Source organism: Amycolatopsis sp. NPDC114504 (genome assembly GCF_055633595.1).
Genome location: NZ_JBVKDU010000004.1, coordinates 476,554 through 493,021 on the forward strand (window position 1 = coordinate 476,554; position 16,468 = coordinate 493,021).

The window sequence follows — 16,468 nt, forward strand, 5'->3', positions numbered from 1 at the left end:
TCCCGAGCTCCGTCGGTCGCTGGACACGACCTTGGCCGCCGTTTGGACGAATGTCAAGATTTTCTTGGACGATTGGCCAGAGAACCGCTCGATGGTATCTTCGGCCGGTGACCAGCCCAGCCGCGGTGCGGCGCCGGACCCGCGTCGACAAGTTCGAGGACCGCCGTCGCGAACTCGCCGACGCGGCTTTGCTGGCGTTGGCCGACCTCGGCTACGCCCGCACGAGCCTGCGCACGATCGCCGAGCACACCAAGTTTTCGCACGGGCTGCTGCACTACTACTTCGCCGACAAGGTCGAGCTGATCACGTACTGCGTGCGCCGCTACAAGGAAGCGTGCGTGAAGCGCTACGAAGGCGGAGTGGGCGGGGCGGCCACCCCGTCCGCGCTGGCCGAAGCGTGCGCGGACGGGCTGGCGGCGGCGCTGGAAGAAGCCCCGCTGATGCACCGGCTCTGGTACGACCTGCGGTCGCAGTCCCTGTTCGAGGCGGCGTTCCGCGACGACGTCGCCGAGATCGACGACAGCCTGCAGGAGATGATCTGGCGGAACGTCCGGGCCTACGCGGACCTGACGGGGATCGAGCCGACGTGCACACCGCCGGAGGCGTACGCCTTGTTCGACGGCCTGTTCCAGCAGGCGTTGCAGCGGCACATCGTCGGGGCCGAGGACGCGCTCGACGACCTGCGGCGCGGCGTGCGGAACCTGTTCCCCCGCCTCATCGGCTGACGGCCGGGACCACCAGCCCCGCCAGCGGCACGTGGTGCTGCCCCGCGTGCATGTCGCGGTCCCGCAGCGATCCCTGGCTCACCGGGCGCGGGAACGAAATCTTGACGACGTTCAGCGACGGGATCCGGAAGATCCGGATCGTGTCCTCGTCGACCCGGTACAGCGACGCAATCACGCGCTCGTTCAGGAACGTCTCGTCCGCCGCCACCCGGTAGCCGTCGGCGTCGCGCAGGAACAGCTCCATCGTCACCCAGAACGGGCCCGCGTTCTTCGACCGGACCTCGTGGGCCAGGTCCGCCAGTGTCTGTTCGGGCAGTGTGGTTTCAGGCATGGGTCTTCCCCTCGAACTCGATCCGGAACAGCTCCGACGGCGCGCAGTCGACGACGTGGTTCAGCACGAACTCGTACGCCGCGCCGCGCTCGACCTCCGCCGGCGACGACGGGAACGCGAAGCTCGGCAGGTAGTCCATCGAGGGCGTCGGCAGGTGCAGCATCAGCGGGTTGGCCACCTTCGCCACCGCCGTCGCCGTCGCCTGGTCGGGCGCGTTGACCAGCAGCATCACGCCCACCTCGCGCGGCGGCCCGCTCTCCGGCTCGAGCTCGCCCAGCACCGCGTTGTGGCCGTACAGCCGCAGGTCGAACGCGTACTCATCGGCGGTCAGGCCCAGCGTCTGGCCGACTCGCTGGGTGATCAGCGCGCGCATCAGTTCGGCCCACTCGTCGATGGCAGCCAGCACCAGCGGGTCGCGGATCGCGGAGAACGACATGCTTTCGTACCCGGTGATCCGCGCGCCCTCCAGCTTGATCGTGTGCTGGTCCGCGACGTGGAACTGTGAGCCGGTGACGCGGACGACCCGGTCGTCGACGGCGGTGTACACCGCCTCGCGGACGTCGAGCGTGCCGTCGGGTTCGCGCATCTCGAACGGGTCCGCCGTCTCGTACAACATGTGCGCGGCCACCAGGATCGGCGTGCACGCCGCACTCGGGTCGAGCGGCTCGATGGTGAAGCCGTCGGCGTCGATGGTCGCCAGGACGCCGCCCGCGCGCGGGTTGTCGGTGCACTGGCCGCCGCACTCGACGATCTTGGCGGCGTGCCACGTCGGCCCGGCCGGCATGCCCCGCATGAGCGGGAACGCGGCCGCCACCGCCGTGTCGGTCGCGCGGCCGGCCAGCACGACCTGCGCTCCCGCGCGCAGTGCCTCGACGATCGGCTCGTGCCCCATCGCGCCGACGATGTGCGTGCAGCTCTCCAGGGTCTCCGCGTCGAGCTCTCCCAAGGGCGGCAACGGATGCACCCGGCCGGCGCCGAGGTGTTCCTTGAGCTCGGCGGCGTCCTGCTCGCTGTAGATCTTCGCGACCTTCAGGTCCAGGCCCTCTTCCGCCAGCACCTCGGCGGCGATGCCGGCCACCCAGTCGACGCCGGCGTCGGTGCCGCTCGTGCCGCACGAGCCCACGATCACCGGGATCCCGGCGCCCGCGGCGGCCGTGAACAGGCTGCGCAGGTCGCGCGCCACGGCCTTGGCGGTCGTCTTGGCCGTCGCGGCGCCGAGGTAGTACGGGCCGGAGTCGGTCGACCCGCCGTCGATACTGATGACGTCGGCCCCCAGGGCGATACCTCGTTCGACCGTGGCGTGGTCCCAGCCGGCGCCGAGCATCCCGCTCGGGGCCAGCACGCGCACTGTGTCCATGTCCCTCATTTCCCTCCGTTGACAACGAATCGGGCCCGGCCGGCCAGGGCCGCCACGAGCTCCTCGGCGCCGCGCAGGCCCGCGGCCCGGCGCGCTTCGGCGGTCTGCCCGGCCAGGTGCGAATAGACGACGATCCCGTCGACCCCGCGCAGCGGACTGCCGGCGGGCAACGGCTCCTCACGCACGACGTCGAGCGCAGCGCCCGAAATCTCGCCGGAGCGCACGGCTTCGACGAGCGCGTCCTCGTCGACGATCGCGCCGCGGGCGGTGTTGACGAGCAGCGCGGTGGGCTTCATGAGCTTGAACGCCGAGGCGTCCAGCAGTCCCCGCGTCCGGTCGGTCAGCGCGGTGTGCACCGAGACGTAGTCCGAAGTGGACAGCAGCTCGGGCAGCTCGACGAACCGGACGTCCGGCCCGCGCAGGCCGGAGGTGCAGACGACGTCCATCCCGAACGCGCGGGCCAGCGGCACCACCGCCCGCGCCGAAGCGCCGTACCCGATGAGCCCGAGCGTCGACCCGCGCAGCTCTCGCCCGTCCTCGCGCGGCCACTCCCCCCGCGCCACCCCGGACGCCGACCGCACGAGCCGCCGCGCGGCGGCGAGCAGCAGCCCGAAGGTGTACTCGGCGACGGCGTTGGCGTTGATCCCGGGCAGGTTGCTGACGCTGATCCCTTGGCGGGCCGCCGCTTCGACGTCGATGGAGTCGTAGCCGACGCCGGTCCGGACGATGACCCGCAGCTTCGGCGCGCGAGCCAGCACGTCGGCGGTCAAGGGCTCGTTGGCGACCAGCGCCGCGTCGATCCCGTCGAGAGCGGCGACGAGGTGCTCGGGGTCGCGCCTGCCGATCATCGGCGAGTGCACGGTTTCCAGCCCGGCGCCGCGCAGGTACGCGTCGACTTCGTCGCCGGGACGCAGGTAGTCGGTGGTGACCAGGACGCGGCTCACAGCACCCGCCCGTCGGTGCGGCGGCGCTGCAGCACCGCCACGCGCGCCACCAGGAGCACCGCGACCGCCGTGACGAGCCCGACGTCGAGGAGCATGAACGGCCACCCGGTCACGTCGACCATGCCGCCGACCAGTGCCGGTCCGACGAACCCGCCGGCCGACCAGCCGACGGTGTAAAGGCCGGTGTAGGTCCCGAGCACCCGCGCCGAGGGCGCGAGGTTCCACAGGACGACCGCCATGTTGACCATGAACGCCGACGCGCCCGCGGCCGCCACGCACATCGCGACGACCGTGCCGGCGGGCGTCCGCACCAGGGTGCCGAGCACCATCGCCGCGGCGAACACCGTCATCCCGATCAGGATCACGCGCAGCCGTCCGAAGCGTTCGGCGCACAGGGCGACCGGGTAGGCGGCCGCGATGAACGCGATCCCGCTGGGCAGGGTGAGCCCGCCGGCGTCCCCGCGGGACATGCCCAGCGCCTCCATGCCGTAGTTGGTGACGAGCGACCGCGACGCGAACCACGCGCCGCCGAAGGCGAAGACGGCCGCGATGACCAGCAGCCGGCTGCGGTCGGCGTCGCGCCCGATGTCGAGCAGCACGTCCCGCATCCGCACGCGGGGCCGGGCGTCCTGTTCGGAGCGATCCTCTTCGAGCGCGGCCTGGTAGGCCGGGGACTCGCTGTCGCGCACCCGCCAGCCGAGCACGCCGACGGACACCAGCATCAGGACCGCCGGGATCGCGAAGGACAGCTTCGGGAAGTCGTCGATCAGGAAGATGCTGATCAGGGCGGCGACGATCACCGTGATGCTGGAGGCGATCTTCACCGCCGCGTTGGCCCGGCTGCGCCGCTCCGGGCCGATGAAGTCCGGCAGCAGCGACTCGGCGATCGGCTTGAACGAGTTCGCGACGAGCGCGTAGCTGAACATCACGAGGATCAGCAGCGGCAGCGACACCGCGGCGTGCGGGATGAGGACGAACAGCAGAGCTGCCACCGGCATCCCGGCGACGAGGTACGGGATGCGCCGGCCCCACGACGTCCGGGTGCCGTCCGAGCGGTTGCCCATCCACGGCTGGATGAAGATGCCGAGCAGGTTGTCCATGCCCATCAGCGCGCCGATCAGCGCGGCGCTGCCGAGGTGCTCGCGCAGCAGCGGCGGGACCTGTGAGTCGTAGAGGTTCCACGTCGACTCCTGCGCGAAGACCGCCAGGGCCACGAAGAACGTGATGCGTCCCGTCCGGACGCGCGGGGTGGTCGACGTCATGGCGGCCACCGTACTTTTGCTATAGCAAGATGGTCAATAGTTGCAAACGAGTTTTGCCGTAGGCTGGCCGCATGATGGGTGAGGCACTGCGGACCGACACGCTGGCCGACCGCGTGTACCGCGCGATGCGCGACGCGATCACCACCGGCGAGCTGCGCCCGGGCCAGAAGGTCACCGAACGCGGGTTCGCCGAGCGCTTGGCGGTCAGCCCGACGCCGGTGCGCGAGGCCATCCGGCGCCTCGAGCAGGACGGCCTCATCGAGCGGTCCGGCCCGCGCACGGTGAAGGTGGCGATGTTCGGCGGCGTCGCCGTCCAGGACCTCGCCGAGGTCGAGGTCGGCCTGCGCGGCATGGTGGCCCGCTTCGCCGCCCGCCACGCGACCCCCGAGCAGCTGGCCGGGCTCGACACGATCCTCGACGAGGCCGACGACCTGCTCATCCTCATCAAGCAGCGCCACGCGTCCGGCCAGGACGTCGAGAAGCACGTGGGCCGCCTCTTCGACGCCATGCAGCGCTTCAACGCCCTGGTCGAGTCGTGCGCGGGCAACCCGGTGCTGGTCCGCCTGCTCGACCAGACCCGGGTGTTCTCCCAGCCGGAGCGGCGCTCGCGGGTGCTCGAACGCGTCAGCGTGGACGAGACGTTCGGCCTGGACCGCTACGCGACCCACCGCGCGCTCGTCCGCGCCCTCCGGGCCGGCGACTCCGTCCAGGCGGAGGCGCTGGTGCTCGAAGACGCCCGCGGCGGCCTCGCGGATCTGCTCGCGAGCCCCTGATTCAGGCGGCGATCCGCTCGGCGATCGCCGCCCCGAGTCCCGCGGTCGTCCCCGGGCCGCCGAGGTCGGGCGTGAGCACGTCCGGCCGCTCGGCGAGCACGTCCTCGATCGCCGCGACGACCCGCGCGGCGGCTTCGGGTTCGCCGAGGTGGTCGAGCATCATCGCGCCGCTCCAGATCTGGCCGACGGGGTTGGCGATCCCCCGCCCGGCGATGTCGGGGGCCGAACCGTGGACCGGCTCGAAGAGGCTCGGCCAGGTGCGGTCCGGGTTGATGTTGGCGCTCGGGGCGATGCCGATCGTGCCGGTGCACGCCGGACCGAGGTCGGAGAGGATGTCACCGAAGAGGTTGCTGGCCACGACGACGTCGTACTTTTCCGGGCTCAGCACGAACTTCGCCGCCAGGATGTCGATGTGGTCCTTGGCCGCGGTCACGTCCGGGTACCGGGCGGCCATCGCGGCCGCGCGCTCGTCCCAGTACGGCATCGAGATGGCGATGCCGTTGCTCTTGGTCGCCCACGTCAGGCGTTTGCGCGGCCGCGTGGCGGCGAGGTCGAAGGCGTAACGCAGCACGCGGTCGACGCCGGTGCGGGTCATCACCGTCTCCTGCAGCACGGTCTCCCGGTCGGTGCCCTCGAAGATCCGGCCGCCGACACTGGAGTACTCCCCCTCGGTGTTCTCCCGGACGACGAGGAAGTCGATGTCGCCCGGCCCGTGGTCGCGCAGCGGGGCGCGCACCCCGCGCAGCAGCCGGACCGGCCGCAGGTTGACGTACTGGTCGAACCCTCGGCGGACCTTCAGCAGGCTGCCCCACAGCGACACGTGGTCGGGCACCACCGCCGGCCAGCCGACCGCGCCGAAGAAGATCGCGTCGAAGCCGGCGAGCCGGTCCTGCCAGTCCGGGGGCAGCATTTCGCCGTGTTCCAGCCAGTATTCGGCGGACGCGAAGCCGAACTCGGTGGTTTCGAGCGCGAAGCCGTGGACGTCGGCGGCGGCGCGCAGGCAGCGCAGGCCTTCGGGGACGACCTCGCGCCCGATGCCGTCGCCGGGGATGACCGCGATGCGGTGGTTCACGAGCTGCTCCTCGAGGTCGGGTCCCGCCACTGTGGGCGGCGGCCCGGCACCGCGGCAAGATCGCGCGGGGCAACCTATCCTTTCCCCCATGGAAAGACTCGACGACCTCGGCTTCTTCCACGTGGTCGCCGCCAGCGAGACGCTCACGGCCGCCGCCCGCGAGCTGGACGTCTCGCTGCCGGTGGTCAGCAAGCGCCTGAAGGCCCTGGAAGAGCGGCTCGACGTCCGCCTGGTGCACCGCGGCGCGCGCCGGCTCACGCTGACCGCCGAGGGCAGGCTGTACGCCTCGCGCGTCGAGACGATCCTCGACCAGGTGCGGGAGCTCGACGACCTGGTCGGCCACCGCGCCGGCGACCTGCGGGGCTCGGTCGTCGTCCAGGCGACGCCCGGGCTCGGCCGCGCGCACGTCGCGCCGCTCATCGGCGAGTTCACCGCGCTGCACCCGCGGGTGCGCGTCCGGCTCCACACCTCGGCGCTGCCGCTGCGGCCGCACCGGCGGGAGTTCGACGTGGCCGTGCACGTCGGCACGCCGCCGGACTCGACGTTGCGGATGCGCCGGCTGGCCCGCAACCGCCGGGTGCCGTGCGCGGCACCGTCCTATCTGGATCGGCGGGGGACGCCCGAGCGGATCGAGGACCTGGCCGGCCACGACTGCATCGTGCTGCGCGAGAACGAGGGCGACTTCGCGCTGTGGCGCTTCGGCGGCGCCGCCCAGCCCCGCCAGGTGCGGGTGCGCGGCAGCCTGTCGAGCGACGACGGCGACATCGTGACGGACTGGGCGTTGCGGGGCCACGGGATCGTCATGCGCTCGGAGTGGCAGGTCCGGTCCCATTTGGACAGTGGTGCGCTGGTGCGGGTGCTCCCCGGAGTCCCGACACCGCCCGCCGACATCTACGCCCTGCACGCCGACGACGTCCACGTGCCGCGGCGCACCAGCGAGCTGATCACCCACCTGGCGGCGCGGCTACCGGAGCGCCTCGCTCGCCAGTAGCGCGTCGACCTCCGCGCGCGACGGGCTCGTCGCCGGGCCGTACCGCCCGACCGCGATCGCCGCGGCCGCGTTCGCGCGTTCGGCCGCGGCGAGGAGCGGTTCCCCGCGCAGCAGCTCCGCCGCCAGCACGCCGCAGTGGGCGTCCCCCGCGCCGTTGGTGTCCACCGGCTCGACCGGGAAACCCGGGACGCGCACCGTCACCCCGTTTTCCGTCACGTCGCACCCCTGCGCGCCGACGCGCGTGATCCGCACCGGAACAGCGCCGACGCCGTCCACAGTGGACATCGCCGCGGCCTCGGCGGCGTTGCACGACAGGATGCCGACGTGCGGCAGCAACGCCCGCCAGACGTCGGGGGCGACGTCGGCCGCGAGCGGGCCGGGGTCGAGCAGCACCCGGTGACCGCCCGAAGCCGGCAGCCACGCGAGGAGCGCGTCGCGGTTGGCCGCCCGCAGGAGGCTGTAGCCGGTGACGTAGACCAGGTCCCCGTCGCCCAGGCGCACCCGGCGCAGGTGCTCGGCCGTGAGCGTGCCCTCGGCGCCGGTCTCGGTGATGAACGTCCGCTCGCCGGCCGCGTCGACCAGGACGACGCACACCCCCGTGTCCGGCGTGACCGGCGGCTGGACGAGCGCCACGCCCTCGGCGGCCAGTGCTTCGCGGACCAGGTCGCCGAAGCGCCCGGTGCCGTGCTCCCCCGCGTAGACGACCTCCGCACCCGCGCGGGCCGCGGCGGCCATCACGTTGAACCCGCCGCCGGCGGTGAAGCGGACGTCCGAGGCGAGCACGTCACCGCCCGCGGGCGGCAGCGCCTCGACCCGCATCACGAGGTCGACGATGGCCTGTCCGGTGTGGACGAGCCGGCCGGTCATCGACGGATCCTCGCACCGCCGAGCGCGGCGTACAACCCGGCGCCGACGACGAACGTGACGACCCAGCCCAGTCCGTTGGCGCCGAGCCACGTGCCGGACAGGGGCCCGGTGAACCAGGCGTCGTCGCCGGTGCCCGCCGTCGTGAACAGGTAGCCCGCGACGATGGCCGCGGCCCAGGCCAGCAGGGCGCGCGGCTCGCAGCCCGCGCGGTACCAGTACGCGCTGGTGCGGTGGACGTCCATCAGCGCCGCCGGGTCGTAGTCGCGCCGGCGCACCATGTCGACGACGAACACCCCGACCCACGCCGTGATCGGCACCGCCAGCAGGCTGATGAACGCGATGAACGGGCCGTAGAAGCCGTCGGCCACGAGCATGAAGTACAGCGAACCGAGGAACGTCACCACGATGTCGACGACCACGGCGTACACCCGCTTGAGCCGGATGCCCAGGGTCAGCGTGGTGAGGCCGGCGGAGTACACGGACAGGTGGTTCGAGAGCAGCAGCCCGCCGAACGCGGCGATCAGGTACGGCACCGCCATCCAGCTCGGCAGCAGCTCGCGGATGGCCGCGACCGGGTCGCCCGCCGAAGCCAGCGACGGGTCGTCGGCCGAGACCAGGCTGCCCAGCGAGATGAGCAGCACCAGCGGGATCCCCGCGCCCGCGGCGGCCGAGGCGACGAGCGAGCCCGCCCGCACGGTCGGCGACTGGTAGCGCGACATGTCGGCGGACGCGTTCGCCCAGCCGATCCCGGTGCCGGCGGCGATGGTGCCGACGCCGGCGATCATCGCCCCGACCGGGGCCGGCGACGCGGCGAACACCTGGCCCCAGTGGATCCGGGTGACCAGGCTGACCGCGACGACGACGTTGAGCGCGCCGAAGATCCACGTCGACCAGCGCTGCACCGCCACCAGCACCGCGTGACCGAGCCCGGAGACGGTCACCGTGAGCAGGACGAACACCAGCACGCCGGCGATCGTCAGCACCGGGGACGCCTTGGCGTCCGCGTTCGCGCCGAACAGGATCGCGCAGAGGGAGAGGAACGCGAACGCGGCGGTCGTCGTGTTCACCGTCTCCCAGCCGAGCCGGGACACCAGCGACACGATGGTCGGCCCGATGTTGCCCCGGACGCCGAAGACCGCGCGCGACAGGGTGAGCCCGGGCGCGCCGCCCCGCCGGCCGGCGATCGAGACGACGCCGACGACGGCGAACGACCCGGCCGCGCCGAGCACCGCGACGATCGCCGCCTGCCAGAACGCCAGGTGCTGCACCGCGACCAGCGTCGCGCCGAGCGGCAGCCCGAGGATGCTGATGTTGGCGGCGAACCACACCCAGAACAGCTGCATCGGGTGCCCGTGGCGCTCGGCGGCGGGCACGGGTTCGATGCCGCGGGTCTCGAGCGCTCCTGTCCGCTCCGGGCTAGCCCCCGTGTCCGCACGGTTCGCGCCAGGGACCTGGGCTGAATCGACCATCGTTACCTCGCACCTGGAGAAGGCCGTCCACGATGACGGCCAGATCGAGCCGGTTGACCGCGCGCACCTTATCGACCAGGTGGGCGGGCAGTCCGGAAATCCCGTGGTGTGCGCCGAGGATCGCCCCGCACACGGCTGCCACGGTGTCGGTGTCGCCGCCGATCTCGGCGGCGAGGGTCAGTGCCGCGGCCGGGTCGTCGCCGAGGTTTTCGGCGAGCGCGAACGCGGCGACCACGGATTCCTGCGCGGCGACCGACGTCCCGATGACGTGGGTGAGTGCGTCGGCGAGACCGGTGCGGCCCAGGCCCCGCACCCAGCCGCGGGCCCAGGCGATGCGGGCGGCGATGTCCCCGCCGGCGATCCAGTGCCCGCGCAGCGCGCCCTCGGCCGCGGCCCGTTCGGCTTCGTCCAGGGAGGTCTCGAGGTCGGCACCGTCCACACCGGACGACACCGCGGCCGCCACCGCGGCGGCCGCGGCGATCCCCAGCCCGGTGTTGTGGGTGACGCGGCTGGCCGCGACGACGGCGTCGAGGAACCCCTCGCTCAGCGGGGTCGCGATGCCGACCGGCGTGATCCGCATGGCGGCGCCGTTGGTGGCCCCGTCCCGGCCGGCGTCCTCGGCGTCGGCACCCGCGTCGAGCCGGTCGAGGGCGCGCCGGGTCGAGGGGCCGAGCAGGTCGAGCGAGCCGCGGCGGACCATGTCCGCCTCCCACTCCCGCAGAGCTTTGGCGAAGTCGTGGGGGTCGATGTGGCCGTGGCCATCGATGGCGAGCCGGGCGACGAGCACGGCCTGTTCGGTGTCGTCGGTGATCGACCCGGCGGGCATCGAGGGAGCGATCGGCTGCTCGGCGACGGCGTCGACGAAACCGCTGATGGGGCCGTACGCGGCGGCGATGGCGGCGCGCGACATCGACTGCGTCGGCATGCCGAGCGCGTCACCGATCGCGAGACCGTAGAAGGCGCCGAGCGCTCGCTCCCGCATGAGGGACAGCCGGGTGAACATGTACAAACATGTACAGTGGCGATCGAGGACGTGTCAAGCCCCTGGTCAGCAAGCCCCCGGCGGAGCTTTCACGTAAAAGCTACGCCCGGCGCGGTTCTCTTTCGCCCGCCAGGTACAGCCACGACATCCCGGCCGCGACGGCGAGCATCGTGAGCACTCCCCGGGGCCAGAAGATGTGACTGTCCAGAAAGGACACGCTCGCGAGCAGGAGCACGACCCCGCCCGGCACCGCCCACCACCCCGCGCGCAGGATCGCCGCCACCACGATCAGCGCGCTGGCCACCAAGAAGCAGGCCGCGCCGAGGTGCCCGACCAGGTCGCCCGCCGTGAACACCGCGCCGACGACCGGGGTGGCGCCGTGCTGGGCGTGGACCACCGTGCCGCCGGCGATCCCCGCGACCGCGTCGAGCCCGCCGTAGAACGCCGCGTACCCGAACGCCGCCACCCACCCGGGCCACCGCAGCCACGGCGGCGCCTCCCTGAGCAGGTCCCACTGCGCGACCGCGAGCAGCGGGAAGACCGGCAGCAGGATGATGTGCAGCGTCGTCCACCACGGCGCGGTGGCCGCGTCGAGCTGCGCCGGGTGCACCGCGCCGAATCCCGCCAGCAACAGACCCGGAACGGCGACGAGGAACCCACGCGGCGACATCCGGCGACCGTAGCCCGGACCCGCCGCGGAAAAGCGGTTCCGGGGATTAGGAAACCCTTACGGGCCGGGGCGCGCCCGCCCCGGCCCGGCGGCTCACCGCACGAGAGCGTCGTGGCCGAGGAGGTCGCCGAACACCGACACCGCGCGGTCCACGGCGTCGTCGTCGACACCCGCGTGGGTCACCGCGCGGATCCGGTCGGTGCCCAGCTCCTCCACCCGGATCCCGCGGCGGCGAGCGGCCTCGATCAGCGTGCGGGTCGTGTAACGGTCGTCGCGGACCTTGAAGAACACCATGTTCGTCAGCGGCGGGCCCGGGTCCAGCCGGACGCCCGGGATGCGCGAGAGGCCGCGGGCCAGGCGCGCCGCGCGGGCGTGGTCCTCGGCCAGGCGCTCGGTCATGTCCGTCAGCGCCACGATGCCGCACGCCGCGATCATCCCGGCCTGGCGCATGCCGCCGCCGAGCATCTTGCGCATCCGCCGGGCCGCCGCGATCGTCACGCGGTCGCCGACCAGCACCGAGCCGATCGGGGCGCACAGGCCCTTCGACAGGCAGATCTGCACCGTGTCCGCGTGCTTGGCGACCTCCGCCGCGCTGACGCCGAGCGCGACGGCCGCGTTGAACAGGCGGGCGCCGTCGAGGTGCAGGGCGACGCCGTGCGAGCGGATCAGCCGGGACACCTCGCTGAGGTAGTCCAGCTGCAGGGGCAGCCCGCCGCACCGGTTCTGCGGCGTCTCCAGGCTCAGCACCGCCGGCGGCGCGATCTGCGGGTCGCTGCGGTCGACCGCGCACGCCTCGGCGATCGCCGCCGGGTCGATCGTCCCGTCGGGCAGGTTCGGCAGCGGGTCGTAGACGATGCCGCCGCACAGCGACGCGCCGCCCGCTTCGTAGACGTAGACGTCGGACTCGTGCCCGACGATCGCCTTGCCGCCGCGGGGGCAGTGCGCCAGCAGCGCGGTCAGGTTCGCCATGGTGCCGCTCGGCATCAGGCAGCCGGCCTGCTTGCCGAGCAGCTCGGCGGCGAGCTGCTCCAGCCGGTCCACGGTCGGGTCCTCGCCGTAGACGTCGTCGCCGAGCGGGGCCCGCGCGGCGGCCTCCAGCATCGTCGGGGTGGGCAGGGTGAAGGTGTCGCTGCGGAGTTCGACGTGCGTGCCCTGCGCGGGCGCGGCTTCCGGGCGGAGGGTGGCGAGGTCATCGGCGAAAGTGGTCACAACAGGCTCCTTGGCAGGTCAGCGGGTGAGGGTTCGGACGGCGTCGTCGAGGCCGATTTCGGCCTGGCTCCAGCGCCAGCGGCGTTCTTCGGCGGCGGCGCGGATGCGGTCGAACGCGGTTTCGGCTTCGGTCACGGCGGCGAGCACGGACTCCCGCGCCGGGCCGCCGCCGTACGCCGCGTGCTGCGCGACTTCGGCGGGGTCGAGCGCGGCCAGTACGTGCGGTGGCTGCCCGGCCAGCCGGACGCGGGCGACCTCGTGCAGCGGGACACCGGCGTCCAGGGCTTCCTTCGCGATGACGCCGACTTCGTGGTGCGCCTGCCGGAACGGGACACCGGCGTCGACGAGCCGTTCGGCCAGGTGGGTCGCAGCGGTCTGGCCGTCGACGGCACGCGCGTACATCCGCTCCGGCGCCGGTTCGGCACCTTCGACGACGAGCCGCAGCAGGACGACGGCGTCGGTCGCGGCCTCCAGCGCCGACCACGCCGGGGCGACGGCTTCGGTGCCGACGGCGATGGCGTTGGTGAAACGGGCCGTGGCCATGGCGCTCGCCGACGCCGTGAACGCGCCGAGCGGGGCCAGCGCCCGGCCCTGGACGTGCTCCAGCAGGAACGGGTTGCGCTTCTGCGGCATCATCGAGCTGGACCCGACGACGTCGTCGGCCAGCCGCAGCAGCCCGGCCTCGGCGCTGGTCCACGCCTGGAAGTCGTGCGAGACGCGGCAGAGCAGCACACCGAGGACGGTGGCCGCGGAAAGCTGGCGCAGCACCAGGTCCCGCGACGCGACGGCGTGCAGCGAGTTCGGGATCGAGGTCGCGAAGCCGAGCAACGCGGTGGTGCGCTCCTGGTCGACGGGCAGCGACGTGCCGCCGACCGCGCCCGCGCCGAGCGGGTTCTGGTCGATCTCCGCGCCGGCCTGCCAGAGGCTTTCGACGTCGCGGACGAGCGCGCCCGCCACGCCCGCGAGGTAGTGGCCGTAGGTGATCGGGACGGCGGGCTGGTGGTGGGTGTAGGCGGGCATGGTGACGTCGGCCCAGCGCCGGGCCCGCTCGAGCAGGGCGCGGCCGAGCGCGTCGGACTCGGCGAGCAGGCGTTCGTGCGGTTCGCGCAGCCGCAGCCGCACGACGGTGGCGTTGAGGTCGTTGCGCGAGCGTCCACTGTGGAGGATCCCGCCGACCTCGGCACCGAGGGTGCCGATGAGGTGCGACTCGTAGGCGAGGTAGCGGCCGCGGGGCGCGGGGACGTCGTGCAGGGGCGTGAAGCGTTGCCGCCGCAGGCTTTCGATGCCACGGAGGAGCTCGCCGGCCCGGGCCCGGTCGACGATGCCGCGTTCGGCGAGCATGACGACGTGGGCCCGGTCGACCTGGCTGATGAGCCCGAGCTCGGCGGCGACCGGGTCGGGCGCGGGGGCGGTGTCGCGGTCGAAGAGGATCTCCCGGGCCGCGGCGGAGACGGTGCTGGTGAGCCGTCCGGTTCCGCCAGGGGCGATGGTCATCGAGGTGCTCCTTCCGGGGTTTCCGGGTGGGGTTCGGGACGTTCTTCGTCCCGTTCGTCGCGCGCGCGATCGGTCTGCGCGACGGTGGCGATGAGAAAGCGCAAGGTCATCGGTGGGGTCCTTCCGGGACGAGGGCCGCGCGCAGCCGGTCCAGTCCGGCGGCCGCGGCCGCGCGGGCACCGCGGGGGCGATCGGCCACGGCGAGGACGTGCCCCGCCCGGTCGCGGTAGTCGCGGGCCGGGCGGACCACCGTGCCGTCGGGCCGGTACAGCCGCGCTTCGGCCACCCCCGGCACGCACGACGCCTTCGCCTCGGCGTCCCCGGCCGCGACCACCGAAGACGAAGACGCCGTGAGGAACCGCAGCGACGCACACGCCCGCCGGGTGGGCCGCAGGTCCGGCGGCAACCCGAGCACGGCCGAAACCTGCGCCGCCACCAGGTCGACGCCCGACGCCGCGCGGACCAGCTCCGGGATCATCCCGCCCGCCGGGCGCGGGTTGACCTCCATCAGCCGCGGCCCGGTCGGCGTCAGGCGGATCTCGACGTGCGCCGCGCCGAAGCCGAGGCCCAGCGCGGTCACCGCCGCCCGGGCCGTGTCGATCAGGGCCGTCTCGTCCGACGGGGGCAGCGAAGCCGGGACGTCGTGGCCCACCTCGACGAAGAACGGCGCCGGCCCGAGGTGCTTGCGCACCACCGCCACCACGACGTCGCCGAACAGCTCCACCGAGTACTCCGGCCCGCTCGCGTACGGCTCCACCAGCACCTGCGCCGGCACCGGCAGCCCGCGCTCGTTGTGCGTCACCGAAAGCAGCGCCGCCGCCTGGGAAGCGACCGCCTCGGGCGTCTCGCAGCGCAGCACCCCGACGCTCCCCGACCCCTCGGCCGGCTTGAGCACCACCGGGAACTCGACCGCCGCCGCAACCGCCTCGGACACCGAAGTCGCCACCGTGCACGGTGCCCCGAGAACGGCCCGCTGGTGTGCCTTGTTGCGGCAGTCGGTCACGGCGTCCGGGTCCGGGCCGGGTAGATCCAGCTTCGCCGCGATCCGCGCCGCGACCGGGATGAAGTACTCCGAACTGCTGGTCACCCCGGCGGGCTCGCCGATGTCCGAAGCCAGCACCGCGCACGCGTCCGCCGTGTCGCACACGACGACGCGCACGCCGTCCTCGGCCGCGTACGGGTAGCGCGCGGGGTCGGCCGCGGCCAGCACCGGTTCGAACCCGAGCGAACGGGCCTGCCGCGCGAACAGCCGTCCGGTGCCGGTGGTGTTGCTCTCGACGAGCAGCAGCGTCCGCGTCACGACGCGTCCGCCAGCGAGCGCCGGCCCCAGTTCAGCCAGGTCCACGAGCCACCCGGCTCGGTGGGCGCGACGACCTCGTACGGCTCGGCCGCACCGGAGTGCGCCAGCCCCTGCGCGCGCAGCCACTCGTCGGAGTAGACGGTGTCCTGGTAGCGGTAGCCCTCGTCCGGCAGCAGCGCGACGACCGTGGCGTCCGGGTTGCGCCGCGAGAACCAGTCGGCGACCTTGAACGACGCGCCGCTGGTCGGGCCCATGAACAGGCAGTGCCGCGCGTACAGCTCGCGCGTCGCGGCGAAAGCTTCGGCCGCGCCGATCCAGTGCACCTGGTCGTACCCGGAGTGGTCGACGTTGGGCGGCACCAGGCTGTTGCCGAGCCCGCGCAGCACGCGCGGCCCGTCGGGCTGGCCGAAGATGGCGCTGCGCTGGGTGTCGACGCCGATGAGCGTCAGGTCCGGGACGAGCATCCGCAGGAACGAGCTCGTGCCGGACGTCGAGCCGCCGGAGCCGACCGCGCCGACCAGGCAGTCGGGCACGCCGATCGTCTCGGCGAGCTGCTCGGCCACCAGTGCGTACGACCGGGGGTTGTCGGGATTGCTGTACTGGCCGGGGACCCAGTGGTTCGGGTACTCCGCGCGCAGCTCCTCGAGCCGGTCGAGCCGCGCGCGCTGGAACCCGCCGACGGGGCTGGGCTCCGGGCAGATCTCGACGCGGGCGCCGAGGTGTTCGAGGCGGCGCTTCAGCGGGGCGTCGATGGCCGGGTCGCCGACGATCGTGAGCGGGTAGCCGCGCAGGCGGCAGACCATCGCGAGGCCGAGACCGAAGGTGCCCGACGACGTCTCGAGCACGGTCGTGCCCGGGCCGACCTCGCCGCGCTCCTCGGCGCGGTCGAGCATGAACCGGGCGGGCAGCAGCTTCATCAGGCCGAAGGCGGCGACGTGGAAGTTGGGCCGGATCCGGATGATCCGGGGCAGCTCGGTCGCCTCCACGACGGACCGGCTCACGGGTGCGGCAAGGGTCATCGG

16 protein-coding genes are annotated in these 16,468 nt (G+C 73.1%); 3 read left to right on the top strand and 13 right to left on the bottom strand.

Annotated elements, in window-relative coordinates:
* Window positions 1-107: 107 nt before the first annotated feature.
* Complete coding sequence (locus ACZ7PG_RS32030) at window positions 108-725, top strand: TetR family transcriptional regulator (RefSeq protein WP_470242864.1); 618 nt, start codon at window positions 108-110, stop codon at window positions 723-725.
* On the opposite strand, the gene ACZ7PG_RS32035 is transcribed toward ACZ7PG_RS32030, so the two are convergent.
* From ACZ7PG_RS32035 to ACZ7PG_RS32050, 4 genes are read right to left on the bottom strand one after another with little or no spacing between them, the layout of a single operon-like run.
* Window positions 715-1,056: a DUF4387 domain-containing protein gene (locus ACZ7PG_RS32035; RefSeq protein WP_470242865.1), complete on the bottom strand. Its 342-nt coding sequence runs from the start codon at window positions 1,054-1,056 to the stop codon at window positions 715-717. The two genes, ACZ7PG_RS32030 and ACZ7PG_RS32035, sit on opposite strands and share 11 nt — an antisense overlap.
* The gene (locus ACZ7PG_RS32040) at window positions 1,049-2,413 is read right to left on the bottom strand and encodes an acyclic terpene utilization AtuA family protein (RefSeq protein WP_470242866.1); all 1,365 of its coding nucleotides are present in this window, start codon (window positions 2,411-2,413) and stop codon (window positions 1,049-1,051) included. Before ACZ7PG_RS32040 ends, ACZ7PG_RS32035 begins: the two co-directional genes overlap by 8 nt.
* A gap of 5 nt (window positions 2,414-2,418) precedes the next feature.
* Entirely contained in the window at window positions 2,419-3,357 is a 939-nt protein-coding gene (locus ACZ7PG_RS32045; protein WP_470242867.1) for a phosphoglycerate dehydrogenase, read from the bottom strand.
* On the bottom strand, window positions 3,354-4,619 hold the full coding sequence (locus ACZ7PG_RS32050; RefSeq protein WP_470242868.1) for an MFS transporter: 1,266 nt from the start codon (window positions 4,617-4,619) through the stop codon (window positions 3,354-3,356). The genes ACZ7PG_RS32045 and ACZ7PG_RS32050 overlap by 4 nt, the downstream gene beginning before the upstream one ends.
* 71 nt (window positions 4,620-4,690) lie before the next feature.
* Between ACZ7PG_RS32050 and ACZ7PG_RS32055 the strand changes: the two genes are divergently transcribed.
* Entirely contained in the window at window positions 4,691-5,392 is a 702-nt protein-coding gene (locus tag ACZ7PG_RS32055) for a GntR family transcriptional regulator (RefSeq protein WP_470242869.1), read from the top strand.
* 1 nt (window position 5,393) lies between these two features.
* Here the strand turns inward: ACZ7PG_RS32055 and ACZ7PG_RS32060 are convergent, their stop codons facing one another.
* Window positions 5,394-6,464, bottom strand: a complete 1,071-nt coding sequence (locus ACZ7PG_RS32060) for a tartrate dehydrogenase (protein ID WP_470242870.1) — start codon at window positions 6,462-6,464, stop codon at window positions 5,394-5,396.
* Window positions 6,465-6,552: 88 nt separating this feature from the next.
* Between ACZ7PG_RS32060 and ACZ7PG_RS32065 the strand changes: the two genes are divergently transcribed.
* Window positions 6,553-7,455 (top strand): LysR family transcriptional regulator, encoded by a 903-nt coding sequence (locus tag ACZ7PG_RS32065; RefSeq protein WP_470242871.1) that lies wholly within the window; start codon window positions 6,553-6,555, stop codon window positions 7,453-7,455.
* Here the strand turns inward: ACZ7PG_RS32065 and ACZ7PG_RS32070 are convergent.
* From ACZ7PG_RS32070 to ACZ7PG_RS32105, 8 genes are all read right to left on the bottom strand, one after another.
* A complete protein-coding gene (locus tag ACZ7PG_RS32070; RefSeq protein ID WP_470242872.1) occupies window positions 7,429-8,322 on the bottom strand; it encodes a PfkB family carbohydrate kinase in 894 nt (297 codons plus the stop codon). The genes ACZ7PG_RS32065 and ACZ7PG_RS32070 overlap by 27 nt on opposite strands.
* The gene (locus tag ACZ7PG_RS32075; RefSeq protein ID WP_470242873.1) at window positions 8,319-9,791 is read right to left on the bottom strand and encodes a purine-cytosine permease family protein; all 1,473 of its coding nucleotides are present in this window, start codon (window positions 9,789-9,791) and stop codon (window positions 8,319-8,321) included. The genes ACZ7PG_RS32070 and ACZ7PG_RS32075 overlap by 4 nt, the downstream gene beginning before the upstream one ends.
* Window positions 9,739-10,794: an ADP-ribosylglycohydrolase family protein gene (locus ACZ7PG_RS32080; protein ID WP_470242874.1), complete on the bottom strand. Its 1,056-nt coding sequence runs from the start codon at window positions 10,792-10,794 to the stop codon at window positions 9,739-9,741. Before ACZ7PG_RS32080 ends, ACZ7PG_RS32075 begins: the two co-directional genes overlap by 53 nt.
* 79 nt (window positions 10,795-10,873) lie before the next feature.
* On the bottom strand, window positions 10,874-11,443 hold the full coding sequence (locus tag ACZ7PG_RS32085; protein WP_470242875.1) for a hypothetical protein: 570 nt from the start codon (window positions 11,441-11,443) through the stop codon (window positions 10,874-10,876).
* Window positions 11,444-11,536: 93 nt separating this feature from the next.
* Window positions 11,537-12,652, bottom strand: a complete 1,116-nt coding sequence (locus tag ACZ7PG_RS32090; protein WP_470242876.1) for a GntG family PLP-dependent aldolase — start codon at window positions 12,650-12,652, stop codon at window positions 11,537-11,539.
* An 18-nt stretch (window positions 12,653-12,670) separates the two neighbouring features.
* Window positions 12,671-14,146, bottom strand: coding sequence for an argininosuccinate lyase (locus ACZ7PG_RS32095; protein ID WP_470242877.1), 1,476 nt, complete (start codon window positions 14,144-14,146; stop codon window positions 12,671-12,673).
* 106 nt (window positions 14,147-14,252) lie between these two features.
* Complete coding sequence (locus ACZ7PG_RS32100; RefSeq protein WP_470242878.1) at window positions 14,253-15,446, bottom strand: ATP-grasp domain-containing protein; 1,194 nt, start codon at window positions 15,444-15,446, stop codon at window positions 14,253-14,255.
* On the bottom strand, window positions 15,443-16,465 hold the full coding sequence (locus ACZ7PG_RS32105; RefSeq protein ID WP_470242879.1) for a pyridoxal-phosphate dependent enzyme: 1,023 nt from the start codon (window positions 16,463-16,465) through the stop codon (window positions 15,443-15,445). The genes ACZ7PG_RS32100 and ACZ7PG_RS32105 overlap by 4 nt, the downstream gene beginning before the upstream one ends.
* Window positions 16,466-16,468 lie beyond the last annotated feature (3 nt).

Coding starts and splice junctions, on each gene's coding strand:
- ACZ7PG_RS32035 (WP_470242865.1), bottom strand. CDS start 1,056: ATGCCTGAAACCACACTGCCCGAACAGACACTGGCGGACCTGGCCCAC.
- ACZ7PG_RS32040 (WP_470242866.1), bottom strand. CDS start 2,413: ATGGACACAGTGCGCGTGCTGGCCCCGAGCGGGATGCTCGGCGCCGGC.
- ACZ7PG_RS32050 (WP_470242868.1), bottom strand. CDS start 4,619: ATGACGTCGACCACCCCGCGCGTCCGGACGGGACGCATCACGTTCTTC.
- ACZ7PG_RS32055 (WP_470242869.1), top strand. CDS start 4,691: ATGATGGGTGAGGCACTGCGGACCGACACGCTGGCCGACCGCGTGTAC.
- ACZ7PG_RS32065 (WP_470242871.1), top strand. CDS start 6,553: ATGGAAAGACTCGACGACCTCGGCTTCTTCCACGTGGTCGCCGCCAGC.
- ACZ7PG_RS32070 (WP_470242872.1), bottom strand. CDS start 8,322: ATGACCGGCCGGCTCGTCCACACCGGACAGGCCATCGTCGACCTCGTG.
- ACZ7PG_RS32075 (WP_470242873.1), bottom strand. CDS start 9,791: ATGGTCGATTCAGCCCAGGTCCCTGGCGCGAACCGTGCGGACACGGGG.
- ACZ7PG_RS32080 (WP_470242874.1), bottom strand. CDS start 10,794: ATGTTCACCCGGCTGTCCCTCATGCGGGAGCGAGCGCTCGGCGCCTTC.
- ACZ7PG_RS32085 (WP_470242875.1), bottom strand. CDS start 11,443: ATGTCGCCGCGTGGGTTCCTCGTCGCCGTTCCGGGTCTGTTGCTGGCG.
- ACZ7PG_RS32095 (WP_470242877.1), bottom strand. CDS start 14,146: ATGACCATCGCCCCTGGCGGAACCGGACGGCTCACCAGCACCGTCTCC.
- ACZ7PG_RS32105 (WP_470242879.1), bottom strand. CDS start 16,465: ATGACCCTTGCCGCACCCGTGAGCCGGTCCGTCGTGGAGGCGACCGAG.